The sequence below is a fragment of the Janthinobacterium sp. P210005 genome (assembly GCF_036231865.1).
Taxonomy (GTDB): domain Bacteria; phylum Pseudomonadota; class Gammaproteobacteria; order Burkholderiales; family Burkholderiaceae_D; genus Janthinobacterium; species Janthinobacterium kumbetense.
Window position 1 is genome coordinate 782,796 of the sequence record NZ_JAZARC010000001.1, and the last position, 17,950, is coordinate 800,745.

At 63.0% G+C, this 17,950-nt stretch carries 19 protein-coding genes; 9 read left to right on the forward strand and 10 right to left on the reverse strand.

Annotation, left to right across the window (positions count from 1 at the left end; all coding sequences use genetic code 11):
• Positions 1–3: 3 nt before the first annotated feature.
• On the forward strand, positions 4–1,173 hold the full coding sequence (locus VPH40_RS03345; protein ID WP_328572661.1) for an HlyD family secretion protein: 1,170 nt from the start codon (positions 4–6) through the stop codon (positions 1,171–1,173).
• Between the two features lie 83 nt (positions 1,174–1,256).
• Here the strand turns inward: VPH40_RS03345 and fusA are convergent, their stop codons facing one another.
• Positions 1,257–3,365, reverse strand: a complete 2,109-nt coding sequence (gene fusA / locus VPH40_RS03350) for an elongation factor G (protein ID WP_328572662.1) — start codon at positions 3,363–3,365, stop codon at positions 1,257–1,259.
• 284 nt (positions 3,366–3,649) lie between these two features.
• Between fusA and VPH40_RS03355 the strand changes: the two genes are divergently transcribed.
• Entirely contained in the window at positions 3,650–4,768 is a 1,119-nt protein-coding gene (locus VPH40_RS03355) for a phospholipase A (protein ID WP_251348638.1), read from the forward strand.
• Positions 4,769–4,824: 56 nt separating this feature from the next.
• On the opposite strand, the gene VPH40_RS03360 is transcribed toward VPH40_RS03355, so the two are convergent.
• The 6 genes from VPH40_RS03360 to VPH40_RS03385 form a co-directional block, all read right to left on the reverse strand.
• A complete protein-coding gene (locus VPH40_RS03360) occupies positions 4,825–5,022 on the reverse strand; it encodes a hypothetical protein (RefSeq protein WP_034784591.1) in 198 nt (65 codons plus the stop codon).
• A gap of 152 nt (positions 5,023–5,174) precedes the next feature.
• Entirely contained in the window at positions 5,175–5,423 is a 249-nt protein-coding gene (locus tag VPH40_RS03365) for a hypothetical protein (protein ID WP_092708370.1), read from the reverse strand.
• Between the two features lie 100 nt (positions 5,424–5,523).
• Complete coding sequence (locus tag VPH40_RS03370) at positions 5,524–6,447, reverse strand: methyltransferase domain-containing protein (RefSeq protein ID WP_099667907.1); 924 nt, start codon at positions 6,445–6,447, stop codon at positions 5,524–5,526.
• Between the two features lie 256 nt (positions 6,448–6,703).
• Entirely contained in the window at positions 6,704–7,354 is a 651-nt protein-coding gene (locus VPH40_RS03375) for an ankyrin repeat domain-containing protein (RefSeq protein ID WP_289897843.1), read from the reverse strand.
• Positions 7,355–7,370: 16 nt separating this feature from the next.
• Positions 7,371–8,150 carry a TatD family hydrolase gene (locus tag VPH40_RS03380; RefSeq protein WP_328572663.1) on the reverse strand — a complete coding sequence of 260 codons (780 nt, stop codon included), beginning with the start codon at positions 8,148–8,150 and terminating at the stop codon, positions 7,371–7,373.
• Between the two features lie 86 nt (positions 8,151–8,236).
• Positions 8,237–8,623: a VOC family protein gene (locus tag VPH40_RS03385; RefSeq protein WP_251348635.1), complete on the reverse strand. Its 387-nt coding sequence runs from the start codon at positions 8,621–8,623 to the stop codon at positions 8,237–8,239.
• A 199-nt stretch (positions 8,624–8,822) separates the two neighbouring features.
• On the opposite strand from VPH40_RS03385, the gene VPH40_RS03390 reads away from it, so the two are divergent.
• A complete protein-coding gene (locus tag VPH40_RS03390; RefSeq protein ID WP_328572664.1) occupies positions 8,823–9,176 on the forward strand; it encodes a hypothetical protein in 354 nt (117 codons plus the stop codon).
• Positions 9,177–9,239: 63 nt separating this feature from the next.
• On the opposite strand, the gene VPH40_RS03395 is transcribed toward VPH40_RS03390, so the two are convergent.
• From VPH40_RS03395 to mltG, 3 genes are read right to left on the reverse strand one after another with little or no spacing between them, the layout of a single operon-like run.
• On the reverse strand, positions 9,240–10,268 hold the full coding sequence (locus tag VPH40_RS03395; RefSeq protein WP_289897840.1) for a DNA polymerase III subunit delta': 1,029 nt from the start codon (positions 10,266–10,268) through the stop codon (positions 9,240–9,242).
• A 15-nt stretch (positions 10,269–10,283) separates the two neighbouring features.
• Complete coding sequence (tmk, locus tag VPH40_RS03400) at positions 10,284–10,925, reverse strand: dTMP kinase (RefSeq protein ID WP_251348633.1); 642 nt, start codon at positions 10,923–10,925, stop codon at positions 10,284–10,286.
• A gap of 21 nt (positions 10,926–10,946) precedes the next feature.
• Positions 10,947–11,933, reverse strand: a complete 987-nt coding sequence (gene mltG / locus VPH40_RS03405) for an endolytic transglycosylase MltG (protein WP_289914717.1) — start codon at positions 11,931–11,933, stop codon at positions 10,947–10,949.
• 176 nt (positions 11,934–12,109) lie between these two features.
• Between mltG and ygfZ the strand changes: the two genes are divergently transcribed.
• From ygfZ to tal, 6 genes are all read left to right on the forward strand, one after another.
• Positions 12,110–13,225, forward strand: a complete 1,116-nt coding sequence (ygfZ, locus tag VPH40_RS03410; RefSeq protein WP_328572665.1) for a CAF17-like 4Fe-4S cluster assembly/insertion protein YgfZ — start codon at positions 12,110–12,112, stop codon at positions 13,223–13,225.
• 7 nt (positions 13,226–13,232) lie between these two features.
• Positions 13,233–13,523 (forward strand): DUF4936 family protein, encoded by a 291-nt coding sequence (locus VPH40_RS03415; protein ID WP_289897836.1) that lies wholly within the window; start codon positions 13,233–13,235, stop codon positions 13,521–13,523.
• Positions 13,514–14,251, forward strand: a complete 738-nt coding sequence (locus tag VPH40_RS03420) for an NRDE family protein (protein WP_070253757.1) — start codon at positions 13,514–13,516, stop codon at positions 14,249–14,251. Before VPH40_RS03415 ends, VPH40_RS03420 begins: the two co-directional genes overlap by 10 nt.
• 209 nt (positions 14,252–14,460) lie before the next feature.
• The gene (locus tag VPH40_RS03425) at positions 14,461–15,468 is read left to right on the forward strand and encodes a LacI family DNA-binding transcriptional regulator (RefSeq protein WP_328572666.1); all 1,008 of its coding nucleotides are present in this window, start codon (positions 14,461–14,463) and stop codon (positions 15,466–15,468) included.
• Positions 15,469–15,500: 32 nt separating this feature from the next.
• The gene (gene xylB / locus VPH40_RS03430) at positions 15,501–16,985 is read left to right on the forward strand and encodes a xylulokinase (RefSeq protein WP_328573331.1); all 1,485 of its coding nucleotides are present in this window, start codon (positions 15,501–15,503) and stop codon (positions 16,983–16,985) included.
• A 2-nt stretch (positions 16,986–16,987) separates the two neighbouring features.
• Complete coding sequence (tal, locus tag VPH40_RS03435) at positions 16,988–17,938, forward strand: transaldolase (protein ID WP_328572667.1); 951 nt, start codon at positions 16,988–16,990, stop codon at positions 17,936–17,938.
• Positions 17,939–17,950: the final 12 nt, after the last annotated feature.

The following is a 17,950-nucleotide window of genomic DNA, read 5'->3' on the forward strand; positions in this document are numbered from 1 at the left end:
ATCATGAGCAGCGATACCACCTCCACTTCCGCGCCCACCGACAACCCGGGCAAGCGCAAGACCGTCCTCATCGCCATCACGGCCGCCTTCCTCGTGGCTGGCGCAGCCTGGGCCGCCTACTATCAACTGGTACTGTCCAGGGAAGAAGTCACGGACAATGCCTACGTGGGCGGCAACCTGGTCACCCTGTCCGCGCAAGTGACGGGCAATGTCGACGCCATCCGCGCCGACGAGACGCAAATGGTGAAAGCGGGCGCCCCCCTGATCACCCTCAATGCCATCGATGCGGAGCTGGCCCTGAGCCAGGCCGAGGCACGATTGGGCAACGTCGTGCGCCAGGAGCGCGAACGCTATGCGAACGTGGCGCAGTACGACGCCGTCATCGAACAGCGCCGCCTGGCCCTGGCCACGGCGCAGGGCAACCTGGCGCGCCGCGCGCCGCTGGCGGCGGACCAGACGATCTCGGGCGAAGACTTGGCCCATGCGAGACAGGCCGTCGACGATGCGAAAGCGGCCTTGACGGTGGCGCAGCGCCAGGCCGAGTCGGCCAAATCGGGCGTGGCCGGCGTCAGCCTGGCCAGCCATCCGGCCGTCTTGTCGGCCAGGGGCGACGTGCTGCAGGCGTGGCTGGCCGTGCGCCGCAACGCCGTGGTCGCGCCCGTTTCGGGCTATGTGGCCAAGCGCAGCGTGCAGCTGGGCACGTACGTGACGCCGGGCACGCCCTTGATGTCCATCGTGCCGCTGGATCAATTATGGGTCGATGCGAACTTCAAGGAGTCCGAATTGCGCAATATCCGCGTGGGTCAGGCGGCCACCATCGAAACGGACTTGTATGGCAGCAAGGTGGTCTACCACGGCAAGGTGCTGGGCATGTCGGCCGGCACGGGCAGCGCGTTTTCCCTGCTGCCGGCGCAAAACGCCACGGGCAACTGGATCAAGGTGGTGCAGCGCGTGCCCGTGCGCATCACGCTCGATCCGAAGGAACTGGCCGCCCACCCGCTGCGCATCGGTCTGTCGACCACGGTGACGGTCGATACCAGCCATGGCGAAGGAGCCACCCTGGACCAGCCGATGGTGGCCAGCACGGTCTACACGACCAAGGCGCTGGAACAGCCGGTGGATGAGGCGGAGAAGATGGCCGATGCGATCATTGCGCAGAATTTGCTACGTTAAGACAAACCCTAACCCCAAGCAACATCCGGGGTCGTACCCTGCAGGGTACGACCCCAGCATTTGGCCTTTGGGTTTGCTTGACGTTACTTCGCCTTCCCCGCCGCCGCCACCTGGTCCAGTATATGCTTGGGCACGGCCGCATAGTGCTTGAATTCCATCGTGTAGGTGGCGCGGCCCTGGGTCAGCGAACGCAAGGTTGTCGAGTAACCGAACATTTCGGCCAGCGGCACCAGGGCCTTGACGATGCGGCCCGCGCCGCCGGGAATGTCGTCGACGCCCTGCACCATGCCGCGCCGCGCCGTCAGGTCGCCCATCACGTTGCCCATGAACTCTTCCGGTGTTTCCGCCTCCACCTGCATCATCGGTTCCAGCAGCACAGGATGGGCCTTGCGCATGCCATCCTTGAAGGCGATGGAGCCGGCCATGCGAAACGCGTTTTCGTTCGAATCGACGTCGTGGTAGGAACCGAAGGTCAGCGTCGCCTTGACGTCGACGACCGGATAGCCGGCCAGCACGCCCGACTTCAAGGTTTCGACGATGCCCTTGTCGACGGCCGGGATGAATTCGCGCGGCACCACGCCGCCCTTGATGGCATCGACGAATTGATAACCGGTACCTGGCGGCAAGGGTTCCAGCTTGAGCACCACGTGGCCGTACTGGCCCCGTCCGCCCGATTGCTTGACGAACTTGCCCTCGATATCGTCCACCGCGCGCGTGATGGTTTCCCGGTACGCCACTTGCGGCTTGCCGACATTGGCTTCCACGCCGAATTCGCGCCGCATGCGGTCGACCAGAATTTCCAGGTGCAACTCGCCCATGCCCGACATGATGGTCTGGCCCGATTCCTCGTCCGTATGCACCCGGAACGACGGGTCTTCCTGCGCCAGGCGGTTCAGGGCGATGCCCATCTTTTCCTGGTCAGGCTTGGTCTTGGGTTCGACCGCCTGGGAAATCACGGGTTCCGGAAAGATCATCTTTTCCAGCACGATGATGTGGTCGATGGCGCACAGGGTGTCGCCCGTGGTCACGGCTTTCAGGCCCACGGCGGCGGCGATGTCGCCCGCATACACTTCCTTGATTTCCTTGCGCTCGTTCGCATGCATCTGCAGGATGCGCCCCAGACGCTCACGCGCGCTCTTGGTGGGGTTGTAGACCATGTCGCCCGAATTCACCACGCCCGAATACACGCGGAAGAAGGTCAGCTGCCCCACGAACGGGTCCGTCATGATCTTGAAGGCCAGGGCCGAAAAATGCTCGTCGTCCGTCGGGTGGCGCTCCACCTCGTGGTCGTGCTCGTCGTGGCCCATGATGGGCGGCACTTCCATCGGCGACGGCAGGTATTCGATGACGGCGTCGAGCATCGCCTGCACGCCCTTGTTCTTGAAGGCGCTGCCGCACAGCATGGGCACGATTTCATTGCGGATGGTGCGCGCGCGCAAGGCCTGCTTCAGCTCCGCTTCCGTGAACGTATCGCCGTTCAGGTAGCGTTCCGTCATCTCCAGCGTGGCTTCGGCCGCCTGCTCGACCAGGTGCTCGTGCCACTCCTGCGCCTGCGCCAGCAGCTCGGCGGGAATCTCGCCATAGCTGAACTGCACGCCCTGGCTGGCGTCGTCCCAGGTGATGGCGCGCATTTTCAGCAGATCGATGACGCCCGTGAAATGGTCTTCCGCGCCGATGGGTAGCTGGATGGGCACGGCCACGCCCTTCAGGCGCTCGGCGATCTGCTTGCGCACGCGCAAGAAATCCGCCCCCACCCGGTCCATCTTGTTGATGAAGGCGATGCGCGGCACATGGTATTTGTTGGCTTGCCGCCAGACAGTTTCCGATTGCGGCTGCACGCCGCCGACGGCGTCGTAGACCATCACGGCGCCGTCGAGCACGCGCATCGAGCGTTCGACCTCGATCGTGAAATCCACGTGGCCCGGCGTATCGATGATGTTGATCCGGTGTTCGGGGAAGTTGCCGGCCATGCCTTTCCAGAAGGCCGTGGTGGCGGCCGAGGTGATGGTGATGCCCCGTTCCTGCTCCTGCTCCATCCAGTCCATGGTGGCGGCGCCGTTGTGCACTTCGCCGATCTTGTGATTCACCCCCGTATAAAACAGGATGCGCTCGGTGGTGGTGGTCTTGCCGGCGTCGATATGGGCGCTGATGCCGATGTTGCGGTAGCGCTCGATAGGTGTTTTGCGGGTCATCACAATCTCCATGGCTAGCCCGGCGCGCCAGTGTCAGCACCGGTTTTCCAGTGTAGCAGACATCGATTTGGGCGGCACGGCGGCAAACCGTTTACCAAGCGCACAACACTGTCGGCCACGCGCACGGTAGCCGCACGGGGTAAACAAGGTAATCCGCTATACTTTCATAAGTATTAATCTAATAAAGATTAATCAGGATCAAGACGCACGGTAATTTATCGTGTAAGGCGACGCCGCCGGCATGCAGCCCAGGTGCGCACCGAACGACATGCCCCACTCAGCCTATGACTATCCGACTAAGAAAAATAATTCTCTCTTCCCTGCTGGCGTCGCCGGCGCTGGCCATGGCCGGCGAACTGGAACAGCAAATGCAGCGTTGCGCCGTGCTCGGTGACGCCAGCGCCCGCCTCGGTTGCTTCGACACCCTGGCCAAAGCGGCGGAAAAGGCCACCATCGCCGCCGGCGGCGATCCCGCCACGGCGGCGGTCACCCTGGCGGCAGCCGCCGAAGTCGCCCCCCTCACGTTTGTCAGTCCGCCTGGCGTGGCCACGCCGGACGCCGTCAACGCTGCCATTCCCGCCATCGCGCAGGCTGGCGCGGCGCCGCCGGAAGCACCGATTTCGCGCACCCAGCAATCATGGGAACTGAACGACGCCTCGAAGCGGGGACTGTTCAACTTCCGCCCGCACCGCGACACCTATCTGTTGCTGGCCAATTACAGCGACGCGTCCAATGACGAACCGTTCCAGGATTTCACGCCGGCCGGCATCAAGAGCCAGCACGTGGAATTGACGTTCCAGCTGAGCTTCAAGATGAAGCTGCTGGAAGACATCGCCGGCACGCCCATCGACATGTGGTTCGGCTACACGCAGCAAAGTTTCTGGCAGGCATATAACCGCAAGGCGTCGAGCCCCTTCCGCGAGACCAATTACCAGCCGGAACTGATGCTGGTCATGCCGATCAACAAGAATTTCGCGGGCATCGAATTCAATTACCTGAACTTCGGCCTCGTGCACCAGTCCAACGGCCAGACGTCGACCCTGTCGCGCAGCTGGAACCGCGTGTATGCCGAGCTGGGCATGGAGAAGGATAACCTGGCCGTCGCGGCGCGCGTCTGGCACCGCCTCGACAATAGCGCGGTCGACAATGACAATATCGACATCACCGATTACCTGGGGCATGGCGACTTGCGCGTGAGCTACCGCAACAAGGGGCACGAGTACGCCGTGACGGCGCGCCGCAATTTCAGCAAGAAGCATGGCTCCATGCAGGCAAGCTGGGCGTTCCCTTTGAAGGCCAACCTGAAAGGCTATCTGCAACTGTTCTCCGGCTATGGCCAGAGCTTGATCGACTACAACTATTCGCAGAAATCGATCGGTGCCGGCTTCATGGTTGACCTGTAAGCGGCACCTCAATGACAAATGGCGCCGAGGGCGCCATTTTTTATGGGAAAACCAGTTTAGCGCCGCCCGCCGCCCAGCACGCGGGCCGGCAGCATGACGATGGCGCGCAGCAATTCGAACACGCCTTCCACGCCGATGCCGATCAAGCGGAATGGCAGCAACAGCAGCCAGGCCAGCGGATACAGCACGAGGGCCAGCAAGGCCAGGGGCCAGCACACCAGCAAGAGCAGCAGCCACAGCACGAATCCCAGCATTGCGTTCCCCCTAGAATGAAATGTGCGGAGCAAGCCGTGCTTGCCCCGCTACCGTGACAGCACTATAGTAAAGCGCCGCCACGGCGGCAACGGCCATGCGATGAACTGCGTGCTGCGGGGATGAACGGTACGAAAACGGGAATGAACGGGGCTTATTGACCGACGCAAATCACTTTCGTGACGTATTCATGCGCATTCGGCTTCTTGCTGGTGGCCCATTTGATGGCCTGGTTGGCATCTTCGATGGTCATGACGGTGGCCTTGTCCTTCGACTTGATGAAGGACACGCCTTCAAACACGCCTTCCTTGCTGCGCATTACCTTGGCAAACACGGGCGGCCTGGTCTCGCCATCGCTGATTTTGTTCTGTTGCACGAGGTAACGCTGATCGATCTGTTCCATGATAGTAAAGCTGTCCAGTGGGTAAAAGACGAAATATACCCTGAATGGACAAACGCCGCAGGATGAAATCGCTGCGGCGTTGCCTTTACATTAATGATGCTTACGCATACACGGCACTCTGCGTCACCGGCTGCAAGTTGACGTCATAGATCACCTGCGCGCGAATCGACGCTTCCAGCGAGGGAATCGAACCGCCCGCGCGGTACTGGAAAGTCACTTGTAGCACGTCGCCCGCCTTCACGGCGACCGGCGTGGCCAGCGGCAAGCACATGTAGTGGTTCAGCCAGTCGATGGTGGTCGAACGCTCGGGCACGACGGCCAGGATGTTCTTGGTGACGAAACGCAAGGCGTTCAGGGTGCCGCTGCGCTCGACGACAAACTTGCCGTCGAAGCCGAACACGCTGTCCGTCGGCTGGCTGAAGTCGATGATGCTGTAGACGGAAGGCGGCGCCAGTTCCTGCACGCCAGGATGGATGGCCGTGGTTTCCTGGAATTGCACGATGGGCGCATAAAACCCTTCGAAGTCGTATTCCTGCTGCATCGGCTGCACGGCCATGATGACGGCCTCGGGCAGGAAGATGGGCAGCGGGCCGCCGAAACGGGCCAGGTAGCGGCGCTTGAACGATTCGATCACTTCCACCTGTTTTTCGCGCAGCATGCCGACATGGATCATTTCGCAAATGACCACATCGACGGGCTCCGGCGGCAGGTATTCGAAGGCGTCCGCGTGGACGACTTCGACTTTTTCACCGTTGGGGTTGAGCGCCAGCATCTTGCGCGCTTCCTTGACCATGTCCGGATTGAATTCCACGCACCACACCTTGTCGGCGCGCGCGGCCGCAAACCACGACAGCACGCCCGTGCCGCCGCCCAGTTCCAGCACCTTCATGCCGGGTTTTACCGCGTAATCGATCGCCGACTTGAACCCGTGCATGCGGTTCTGGTCCATCAACATATTGTGGTGGTAATGGACGGGGATAAATTGCCCCAGGTAACAACTCTCGATTTCTCGTTCATTCAGCATGTCTGTCCTCTTGGAGTCTGGCTCCGATGGCCGATCGGTTTTGTCATTCCAGAAAGCAGTGATATCGCACGGGCTGCGCGAGGGGCGGCGACAATACAGCCGGCGCCTGACGGTGATGTGATGACCCATGCGAGGTATCTCCTGATTAATGCGACACAATCATTATCGTTAATCGGCAGGGAGAACAAAGGGCTGAGGTAAGAGGCAATTCCATGCCAGTTTCAGCGCTGGCATGGAAAGTATTGAAATTAAAACATTACTTGCGGGCTGCGCGCGCCTTCTGTGCCGCTTCGATGATGGCGACCACGCCGGGCTTGTCGCCCGCCTGGGCGAACTGCACGGCCGTCCAGCCATGATCGCTTTTCAGGCTGGCGTCCGCGCCCCAGGACAGCAGCAGCTTGACGGCGCCCTCCTGCCCTTCGCGGGCGGCAAACATCAGCGGCGTGATATTTGCGGGGGCGCGCGCATCGACCATGGCGTCGCGGTCGAGCAATATCTTCATGATGGGCAAGTCGCCAGCCGAGGCCGCATAGTGCAGCGCCGTCCAGCCGCTCTGGTTGACCTTCGCGCCCTTGGCCAGCAAGGCGTTCACGGCGTCCTGCTTGTGCTTGTAGGCGGCCATCATCAGGGCCGTGTTGCCGTTGGCCGAACGGGCTTCGATGTCGATGCCGGGCGCGTCGAGCAGCACCTGGAACACCCGGTCCGCATCGTCGCGCAGGGCCAGCACGAGGGGAACGTCGCCCCGCTGCGCGTCAGGCTGGTTCGGATTCATGCCGTCAAGCAGCATGCTGCGCACGCCGCTGACATTGTTGACGGAGACGGCGCGGAAGAAAGCATCCGGTTCCGGCGCCGCGTGGCTGGCCGCCGCGCAGCACAGCAGCATCGCCAACGCGAGTTTTTTCATCATGTCTGACCTTAAGAAGTTATGGCAACTGATTGAATAACTTGAAGAAATTATCCGTCGTCTGACGTGCCACCTGGTCCAGGGGGATGCCTTTCAAGGTCGACAGGTATTCCGCCACGTGGGCCACATAGCCGGGTTCGTTCATGCGGCCGCGGAACGGCACGGGCGCCAGATACGGCGAATCCGTCTCGATCAGGATGCGCTCGAGCGGCACTTCCAGGGCCACGGCCTGCAAGTCTTTCGCACTCTTGAACGTGACGATGCCGGAAAAGGAAATATAGAAGCCCATGTCGATGGCGGCGCGCGCCACTTCCAGGGATTCCGTAAAGCAATGCATGACGCCGGCCACGCCGCCGTCGGACACGCCGGCGCCCTCTTCGCGCATGATGCGTATGGTGTCTTCACTGGCCGCCCTTGTGTGAATAATCAAGGGCTTGCGCGTGACTCTTGAAGCTTTGATGTGAGTGCGAAAACGCTCGCGCTGCCACTCCAGGTCGCCCGTCAAACGGAAATAGTCGAGGCCCGTCTCGCCGATGGCGATGATCTTCGGATGGTCGGCCAAGCGGACCAGGTCTTCCACGGACGGTTCAGGCGTGTCCTCGTAATCGGGATGCACGCCGACGGAAGCAAAGATATGCGGATACTGCTCGGCCAGGGCCAGCACCTGTGGAAAGTCCGGCAAGTCGACGGACACGCACAGCGCGTGCGTCACCTTGTTCTCGGCCATCTTGGCCAGGATCTCGGGCATGCGAGCAGCCAGCTCGGGGAAATTGATATGGCAATGGGAATCGATATACATAAGGCGGGATTGTACCGGAGCACGGGAAAACTGGCAGGGGGAAGGTGCAAATTCCTACTGCCGCCGACTGCTCCCGCGTGGTTCGCCTACTGCCCCTGCGGCGGCTGCCACAGCTCCACCTTGTTGCCTTCGGGATCGATGACCCAGCCGAACTGGCCATATTCGGAATCGGGCGCCTTTTCCAGCACGTTGCAGCCCTCGTCGCGCAGGGCTTGCAGCAGCGCGTCGAGGTCGTCGACGCGGTAGTTGATCATGAAGGAGGCCTTGCCGGGCGCGAATTGCTCGCTGTCCTTGGCCGCGACAGACCAGATGGTGGTGCCGGCACTGGGTTTGCCGTCGGCATCCGTCCAGGTGAAGGCGGCGCCGCCCCACGGCTGCACGTCCAGGCCCAGGTGGCGCTGGTACCAGGCGCGCAGCGCGGCCGGGTCTTGCGCGTGGAAAAAGATGCCGCCGATGCCAGTGACTCGCTTCATTTGACGCCTCCGGTGCGGCGCTGCCGCGTGGTTTGCAAGAATGACTGACTGTAACACCGCGTTCTTGGCATGGCAAACGGACCTGGCCGGTGAAGTGGCCGGCCTTGACTGGCATGGCTAGGCAAAAATATTATCAAGATGTATAGTAGCTTGCCGATGCGCAACCATGGGGTTGTGCGCGGAACCGTGGAGAGTGTTCATGCTGAAAGTTGCCGGCCCTTTGATACTGTTGGCCAGCCTGGCCCTGACAGCGCATGCGCAAGACAAGCGCGATACGCCGAAGGCCATCCCCGATGCCGGACTGTGCCAGCCCGTCTGCGCCTCGGCGCGCCAGGATTGCCGCGCACAAGCGCAAGGCGCCACGGAAAACGATACCAGCCCCATGCTGCTGATGAAGCCGAGCAGCAATCCCTACGTTGCCGCTGGCAAAGAAGCCGGCGCCCAGTCGCAGCAGTTGCGCCCGACGGAGGCCGAAGCCTTCCGCGCGCGGCGCGCCGAGCGCCAGCAAGCGTGCGAAGTGCAGTACCGCAGTTGCACGCGCACCTGCGGCTAAGTCATTCCAAACCGGCAAAAAAGCGCGCAATCCGGATTAACTTGGCAGCGCAAGTGTTTGATTTTATTGGCAACTGGATGCGTAGTCGAGCAGCATATCTTCCAGGAACAACTTGGGCGACAGCGGATGCTCGGCAATCGCCCGGCGTTCGTTGGCGGCCTTGATGGCGGCCATCAAACGGCTCACGTTGATGCGTCCCGCCAACGCTTCCAGTTCGCGCCGGTGGCGCGGGTAGTAGCGAATGGTGCCGGACAGCTTGACTGAAAACACGTCGTACAGCCAGCGCTGCAAGGAAGCGACCAGCGGCGCCAGCGGCGCTTTCTGCAATTTATCGGCCGCTTTCAGGGCCGCTTCCACGCCAGGATTGGCCAAGACTTGCAACAATTGTTCCGTCTCTTCGCGGCCACCCGATTCGGACTGGGCCAGCGCGGCCAGCGGCGCGCCGCCCTGCTCGCGCAGCCAACTGTCCGCATCGTTCAAGCCTTGTTGCTTGAGCCACGTCAAGGCTTGCTCGTGGCTGGGCATCGGCAAGGCAAATTTCCTGCAGCGCGACAATATCGTCGGCAGCAGGCGGTCCAGGCTGTTCGATGCCAACAGGAACAGGGTGCCCGGCGGCGGCTCTTCCAGCGTCTTCAGCAAGGCATTCGAGGCGGGCGTGTTCAGCGCCTCGGCCGGGTACAGCACCACCACGCGCAAGCCTTGGCGGTGCGTGGAAATGTTCATGAAGTCGGCCAGGTTGCGGATCTGCTCGATCTTGATGTCTTTCGACGGCGTCTTGGTCTTGGCGCTTTTCTTCGCGCCTTCGCCCTCTTCGCCATCGTCCGCCACGTCGTCTTCCAGCGCTTCCGGACGGACCCGGCGGTAATCGGGATGGTTGCCCTGGCTAAACCAGCCGCACGAGGCGCAGGCGCCGCAGGCATGGCCGTCGGCGCGCACGTCTTCGCACAGCAATGCTTGCGCGAAATGCTCGATGAAGTCGGCCTTGCCGATGCCCTGGGCGCCATGGAACAGGATGGCGTGCGGCATGCGCGGGCGCAAGGCTTGCAATTGCTGCCAGGCGTCCTGTTGCCACGGATAGAGAGAAGTCGTCATTTTATTCTTTACAAATCAACACGTTGCGATGCTTTTCTCAAGTAAAACGTCAAGCAGCTGTGCCAGTTGTACTTGAATATCGGCAATGCTTTGCGTGGAATCGATGATGCGGAAACGCTGCGGGAACTGGGCCGCGCGGCGCAGATATTCGTTGCGCGTGGCGGCGAAGAAGTCGGCCTGCTCCTGCTCGAACTTGTCGAGCGCACGCGTGGCGTCCAGGCGGGCACGGGCCACGGCCAGCGGCACGTCGAACAGGAACGTCAGGTCCGGCTGCAGATGCGGGTGCACCCACGCTTCCAGTTGCTCCATCTTGCGCAAATCCATGCCGCGCCCGCCGCCCTGGTAGGCGAAGCTGGCATCGCTGAAGCGGTCGGAAATGACCCATTCGCCGCGCTCCAGCGCGGGCGCGATGACTTGCGCGATGTGTTCGCGGCGGCTGGCGAACATCAGCAAGGCTTCCGTTTCCAGGTGCATCTTTTCATGCAGCAGCAGTTCTCGCAGCTTTTCGCCCAGGCTGGTACCGCCCGGTTCGCGCGACGAGACGAGGGTCACGCCCCGCTGCTGCAGGTAGTCGGTGACAAAGCCGATATGCGTCGACTTGCCCGCGCCATCGATGCCTTCGAAGGTGATGAAGCGGGGTTGATAGTGTGGTGTCATGAAGCTTCTAGTTTGAAATAATTAACGCTGGTATTGATTCACGGCGCGGTTATGGTCGGGCAAGTTGGCCGAGAACTGGCTGGTGCCGTCGCCGCGCGCGACGAAATACAGCGCCTGCGTGCGGGCCGGCGCCAGCGCCGCAGTCAGCGATTGCGCGCCAGCCAGGGCGATCGGCGTGGGCGGCAAGCCGCCGCGCGTATAGGTATTGTACGGGGTGTCCGCTTCCAGGTCGCGTTTGCGGATCTTGCCCTGGTAGTTGTCGCCCATGCCATAGATCACGGTCGGGTCCGTCTGCAGCAGCATGCCTGTCTTCAGGCGATTGACGAACACGCCGGCGATCATGGCGCGTTCGGACTTTTGTCCCGTTTCCTTTTCCACGATGGAGGCCATGATCAGCGCCTCGTACGGGTTTTTATACGGCAAGGCCGGATCGCGCTTGTCCCACGCTTCGGACAGGCGGCCGATCATGGCCGCGTGCGCCTGCCTGAAAATCTGCATTTCGCTGGCGCCCTTGGCGAACAGATACGTATCCGGGAAGAACAAGCCTTCCGGCAACACATATTCCGGGCTGATCTTCGCCATCAGTTCCTTGTCGGACAGGCCCACAGTATCGTGCTTGAGACCGGCATGGCTGGCCATGGCCATACGCATCTGCTTGAAAGTCCAGCCTTCGATGATGGTCAGCGACTCTTGCGCGAACTCGCCGCGCGCCAGTTGCGTGATCAAACGCTGCGGCGTGGTGCCCGGTTTCAACTCGTAGGAACCGGCCTTGATCTTCGAGGTCTTGCCTTCGATGCGCGCCAGCATGTTGAACAGGATGGGCACGATGGGCACGCCCGCGTCCGCGATCTGCTGGCCGGCCGCATGCGCGCCGCTGCCCGGACTGATCGTAAACGGAATCGCTTCGCCGTCCGTGGTGATGGGCTGCTGCGCCCAGTACACAAAAGTACCACCGACGCCGATGGCGGCGATGACCGAGCTGACTACAAGTTTTTTAAAGAAAGCCATTGTTCCGATTCTTGTGATGCGGGCGCTGATGGCCAACGTCCGCTTGTTATGATCGTTCATTTGTGAAGCAAGTGCGCGCAAAGCGGCGCCAACACTGGCAATCTTGCCGCTGCCGACGCAATCTGCCCGACATCACTATAATGAACCCGTAATGATAATGCTTAATCGCTGATCTAATGGAAATTATGAATAACTGGAATCAATTTTTAACCGCACAAGGCGCCCGCCCCGTTGCCACCGATGGCGCGCCTGACAGCACCGCCCCCATCGCCGCCCCCCCGATCGCCGACTTCGGCCAGTCCCTGACAGTGTCCCAACTGCAAGAAGGTTTTGTCGCGGCCATCACGGACCAGGGCTTGATCGGCTTGAACGGCGACGAGGCAGCCAGTTTCCTGCACGGCCAGCTGACCAACGACGTGGAACACCTGAGCCCGGAGCAAGTGCGCCTGGCCGGCTACTGCACGCCGAAAGGCCGGATGCTGGCCAGTTTCCTGATGTGGCGCAACGCCACCACCATTTATCTGCAATTGCCGCGCGCCATACAGCCAGCCATCCAGAAGCGGCTGCAGATGTTCGTGCTGCGCACCAAGGCCAAGCTGCACGATGCCTCCGGCGACGAAGCGAACCAGGTCGTCCTGGGCCTGGGCGGCAAGCACGCCAACGCGGCCCTGTCCGCCTGGTTCCCCATCCTGCCCGCCACGCCGTTCAGCAAGGTCGAACACGCGTCCGGCACCCTGCTGCGCGTGGCCGACGCTTTCGGCAGCCCCCGCTATGAATGGCTGACGTCGGCCGCCACGGCGCGCGACGCGTGGACGCCATTGACGGCACAGCTGGCCAAGGGCGGCAATGACGCCTGGCAATTGTCGGACATCCACGCGGGCATCCCGCAGATCACGGCCGCCACGCAAGAGCAATTCGTGCCGCAAATGGTCAATTTCGAGCTGTTGGGCGGCGTCAATTTCAAGAAAGGCTGCTACCCGGGCCAGGAAATCGTCGCGCGCAGCCAGTATCTGGGCAAGCTCAAGCGCCGCACCACCCTCGTCAGCATCGCTGACGCAAGCGTCGCCGCCGGTGGCGAACTGTTTGCCGTCAGCGACCCCGAGCAGCCTTGCGGCATGGTCGTCAACGCGGCGCCCAACGGCGACGGCGGCATCGACGCCCTCGTCGAAATGAAGCTGGGGGCGATCGAAGAAGGTTCAAGCGCCGCCGGCGCCGTACGCTACGGCTCGGCCCAGGGCGCCGCCGTGCAGTTCCTGTCCATGCCTTACGTGCTCGACGCACTCGACTTGTGAGAATGCCATGAAAGATCTGTACGTTTACTATCAGGTAAAAGAAGAGCACGCCCAGGCGCTGGAAGCGCGGGTCCGCGCCCTGCAAGGCAAGCTGGCGGCCGCTTCGGGCGTGGCGCCGCAACTGAAGCGCCGTCCGGAAGCCAAGGACGGCTTGCAGACGTGGATGGAAATCTACCCCGTCGTCGGCGAAGGCTTTACGGAACTGCTGGCCAGCGTGGCCGAGGAAGCGGGCTTGCTGTCCCTGACGGCTGGCGCGCGGCATACGGAAGTGTTCATGGATTTGCCCCCATGTGCCTGATCGTTTTTGCCTGGAAAGTCAATCCGCACATCCCGCTGATTGCCGCAGCTAACCGCGACGAATTCTATGAACGCGCCAGCGCCCCCGCCGGCGCCTGGCCCGAGCACCCGCAAGTGTATGCGGGCCGCGACCTGCAGGCGGGCGGCAGCTGGATGGGCATCACCCAGGCCGGCAGCGGCAGCTCGCGCTTTGCCGCCATCACGAATATCCGCAGCCCGCAAGACCGCAACCCGGACGCCCCCTCGCGCGGCGCCCTGGTGGCAGACTATCTGGCCGGCGACATGTCGCCACAGGATTACATCGCGCAGATCCGCCCCGGCTGCACAGCCTACAACGGTTTCAACCTGGTGCTGGGCGACGCGGATACCCTGATCTGGTTTTCCAACCGGGGCGACGGCGATGCGCGCAATGGCCAGCCCTTGGAACCGGGCATCTACGGCCTGTCGAACGCCCTGCTCGACGCGCCGTGGCCGAAGGTGCTGAAAACCAAGGCCCAGTTCGCCAGTCTGCTGTGCCAGGGCGCGCCCGACGAAGCGTACTTCGACATGCTCGCCGACACCACGCGCGCGCCCGACTTCCGCTTGCCGGACACGGGCGTGCCGCTCGACCTCGAGCGCGTGCTGTCCGCCGTCTGCATCGAAACGCCGGGCTACGGCACGCGCACGTCCACCGTCGTGAAACTGTTCCCGGACTCTCCCGGCGAATTGCACGAGCTGGTGATTCAGTAATTGCAGCGGGGCCGGCACCGTCCGGCTCCGCCCCGTTTCCCTCATCCATTCCCTCCCGCGCGGCTTGCTTGCCTTGGCAAAATATCGTTCACGCAAAAAAAGAAAGCGCTTGCGCAAGCGCTTTCTTTTGTTTACGATAGCTTCAATCGCGGCGACACAGCCGTACCCAATCGCAGTACACAATAATAAAAAAAACCTCAGGAGACACCATGGCCACCATGGAAGATGTAGCGCGGGCGGCGGACGTATCGCTGTCGACCGTCTCTCACGTAGTCAACGGCACCCGCAAGGTCAGCCCGAAAACCGTCGCCGCCGTCAACGCGGCCATGCAGCAGATCGGCTATGTGCCGAACATGCTGGCGCGCGCACTGGCCGGCTCCTCGTCGGGCACCATCGGCGTGGCCATTTCCGCCTTCACCAATCATTATTTCAGCGAAACCGTGCGCGCCATCGAGGCGGCTTGCACGCGCCACGGCTTGATGATGCTGTTTTCCGATACGCATGACGACCCCGAACAGGAGTTGAAAGTGGTGCAGAACTTGCACCAGCGCCGCGTCGACGGCATCGTGCTGGCGCCGTCCGGCGATCCGCACAACCGCGCCCTTAACTATTTGACCAGCAACAAGATCGCTTCCGTGCTGGTCGACCGCATGTCGCCCCAGCCATTCGACCAGGTGGGCGTGGAAAACACGCACGCCACGGCCGAGCTGGTCAGCCACCTGATCACGGTCCACGGCCACCGCCGCATCGGCTTCATCGCGGGTGCGCCGGGCCTGTCCACGACGGACGAGCGCATCGCGGGCTACCGGCTGGCCTTGCAGCGCGCCGATATCGCCTTTGATCCCGAGCTGCTGCGCTCGGGCGACTCCAACCTGGAGCGCAGCGGCGCGGCCACGCGCGAATTGCTGGCCCTGCCCGCCGCGCAGCGTCCCACGGCCATCGTCGCCGGCAATAACCTGATGACCATCGGCACCATGCATGCCTTGCGCGACGCGCACATTGCGGTACCTCAAGACGTCGCGCTGGCCGGCTTCGATGATTTCGACTGGGCCGATTATTTCAGCCCCCGCCTGACCGTGATGGCGCAGCCGCTCGAAGAGCTGGGCGCCATGGCCGTCGACCTGTTGATCGACCGCATCGCCAATCCGGGCCGCGCCCAGCACGTGCAGCGCCTGTCGCCAACCTTGCGCGTACGCAACTCCTGCGGCTGCCCCTGACCTTTACACATAGACACACCATGCATCCAGCGATTTCCCTCGGTATCGACCTCGGTACCTCCGAACTGAAAACCGTGCTGATGGACAGCGCGGGCGCCGTGCGCGGCCAGGCGTCCGTGCGCATCGACACCAGCCGCCCGCAAGCAGGCTGGTCCGAACAGGCGCCGCAAGACTGGTGGGCCGCCTGCGTCCAGGCGCTGGCTCAGCTGCGCGCCGGCTGGCCGCAGGACTATGCGCACATCGCCTGCATCGGCCTGTCGGGCCAGATGCACGGCGCCGTGCTGCTCGACCTTGATGACAACGTCATCCGTCCCGCCATCCTGTGGAACGATGCGCGCGCCGAAGCCGAGGCCGCGACCCTGGCGCGCGACTATCCCGCGTACGCGGACGTGACGGGCAGCCTGCCCATGGCGGGCTTGACAGCGCCGAAACTGCTGTGGCTGCAAACGCACGAGCCTGACGCCTTCGCCGCCATCGCCTGCCTGCTGTCGCCGAAAGATTATCTGCGCCTGCAATTGACGGGCATCAAGCTGACGGACATGTCGGACGCGGCCGGCACCCTGTGGCTGGACGAGGCCCAACGCGCCTGGTTCGCCCCCATGCTGGCCGCCTGCGGTTTGCGCCTGGATCAAATGCCGGCCCTGGCCGAAGGCGACGCCGCCACGGGCACCGTGCTGGCGTCCATCGCCGACCAGCTGGGCTTGCCGGCGGATGTGGTGGTGGCCGGTGGCGGCGGCGACAACCCTGTCTCGGCCGTGGGCATCGGCGCCGTCAATGGCGGCGACAGTTTTATCTCGCTGGGCACCAGCGCCGCCATCGTGTCCGTCACCGAAGCGCCCCTGGGCAATCCGGCCGGCGGCGTGCACAGCTTTTGCCACGCCCTGCCCGGCCGCTGGTATGCGATGGGCGCGATCTTGTCCGGCGCCAGCTGTTTGCGCTGGGCGACGGGTGTACTGGGCCAGCCCGACGAAGCGGCCCTGCTGGCGCTGGTGGAAGCGGGTTTGCCGCTCGACGCCCCCATCGCCCCGTCCGCGCCCCTGTTCCTGCCCTATCTGTCGGGCGAGCGCACGCCGCATAACGACCCGCAAGTGCGCGGCGCCTTTTTGCAACTGGGCCACGACAGCACGCCGGCGCAGCTCGGTTACGCCGTGCTCGAAGGCGTGGCCTTCGCCTTGCGCGACGCCACGGCGGCCGTCACGTCGACGGGCGCCGTCGTTCCCCACTGCATGCTGGTGGGCGGCGGCGCGCGCAGCCAGTACTGGGCGCAATTGCTGGCCAATGTGCTGGGACGCGAAATGCGCACCCTGCACAACAGCGAACTGTCGGCCAGCCTGGGCGCGGCCAAGCTGGGCTTTGCCGCCATCGGCCAGCGCCAGCTGCTGTCCACCGGCTTGCCCATCAAAAACACTTTCCTGCCCGATGCCGCGCACAGCGCAGCCTTGAGCATCCGCTACGGCCGCTACCGTAGCCTGTTTCCCGCCGTGCAAGCCTTGCACCAACTCAGTGATAAGGAATAGTAATGAATCAGCTGCAACAATTGAAGCAACACAGCACCGTCGTCGCCGACACGGGCGACTTCCTGCAACTGGCGCGCTTCGCGCCGCAAGACGCGACCACCAACCCGTCGCTGATCTTGAAGGCCGTGCTGCAGCCCGAGTACGCGCCCTTGCTGGAAAGCACGGTCGCCGCGCATCAATCCGCCAGCCTGGACGATATCGTCGATCAGGTGCTGGTGCGCTTCGGCCTGGAAATTTTGAAAGTCGTGCCGGGCCGCGTGTCGACGGAAGTCGATGCCCGTTTGAGCTTTGACCGCGACGCCACCGTCGCCCGCGGACGCCGTCTGATCGCCCTGTACGAAGCGGCAGGTGTCCAGCGCGAGCGCGTACTGATCAAGGTCGCCGCCACCTGGGAAGGCATCCAGGCCGCGCGCGAGCTGGAAAAAGATGGCATCTTTTGCAACCTGACCCTGCTGTTCGCGTTTTGCCAGGCCGTCGCCTGCGCCGATGCGAACGTGCGCCTGATTTCGCCGTTCGTGGGCCGCATCTACGACTGGCACAAGAAGTCGCAGGGTGCGGCATGGGACGAAGCGGCGCGCAGCCTGTCCAACGATCCGGGCGTGCAATCGGTCACGCGCATCTTCAATTACTACAAACAACACGGCATCGCCACCCAGGTGATGGGCGCCAGCTTCCGCAACGTGGGCCAGATCACGGCCCTGTCCGGTTGCGACTTGCTGACCATCAGCCCGGACTTGCTGGCCAAGCTGGAAGCGGCGGATGCGCCATTCGAGCGCGCCTTGGGCGGCGACCTGGGCGCGGCGCAGCCGGCCGTCACCTACGACGAAGCCGCTTTCCGCTATGCCTTGAACGACGACGCGATGGCGACCGAAAAGCTGGCCGAAGGCATCCGCGGCTTCGCCGTCGATGCGGGCAAGTTGGACGCCATGATCGAGAAATTGCGCACTCGCTAAGTTTTCACCCAG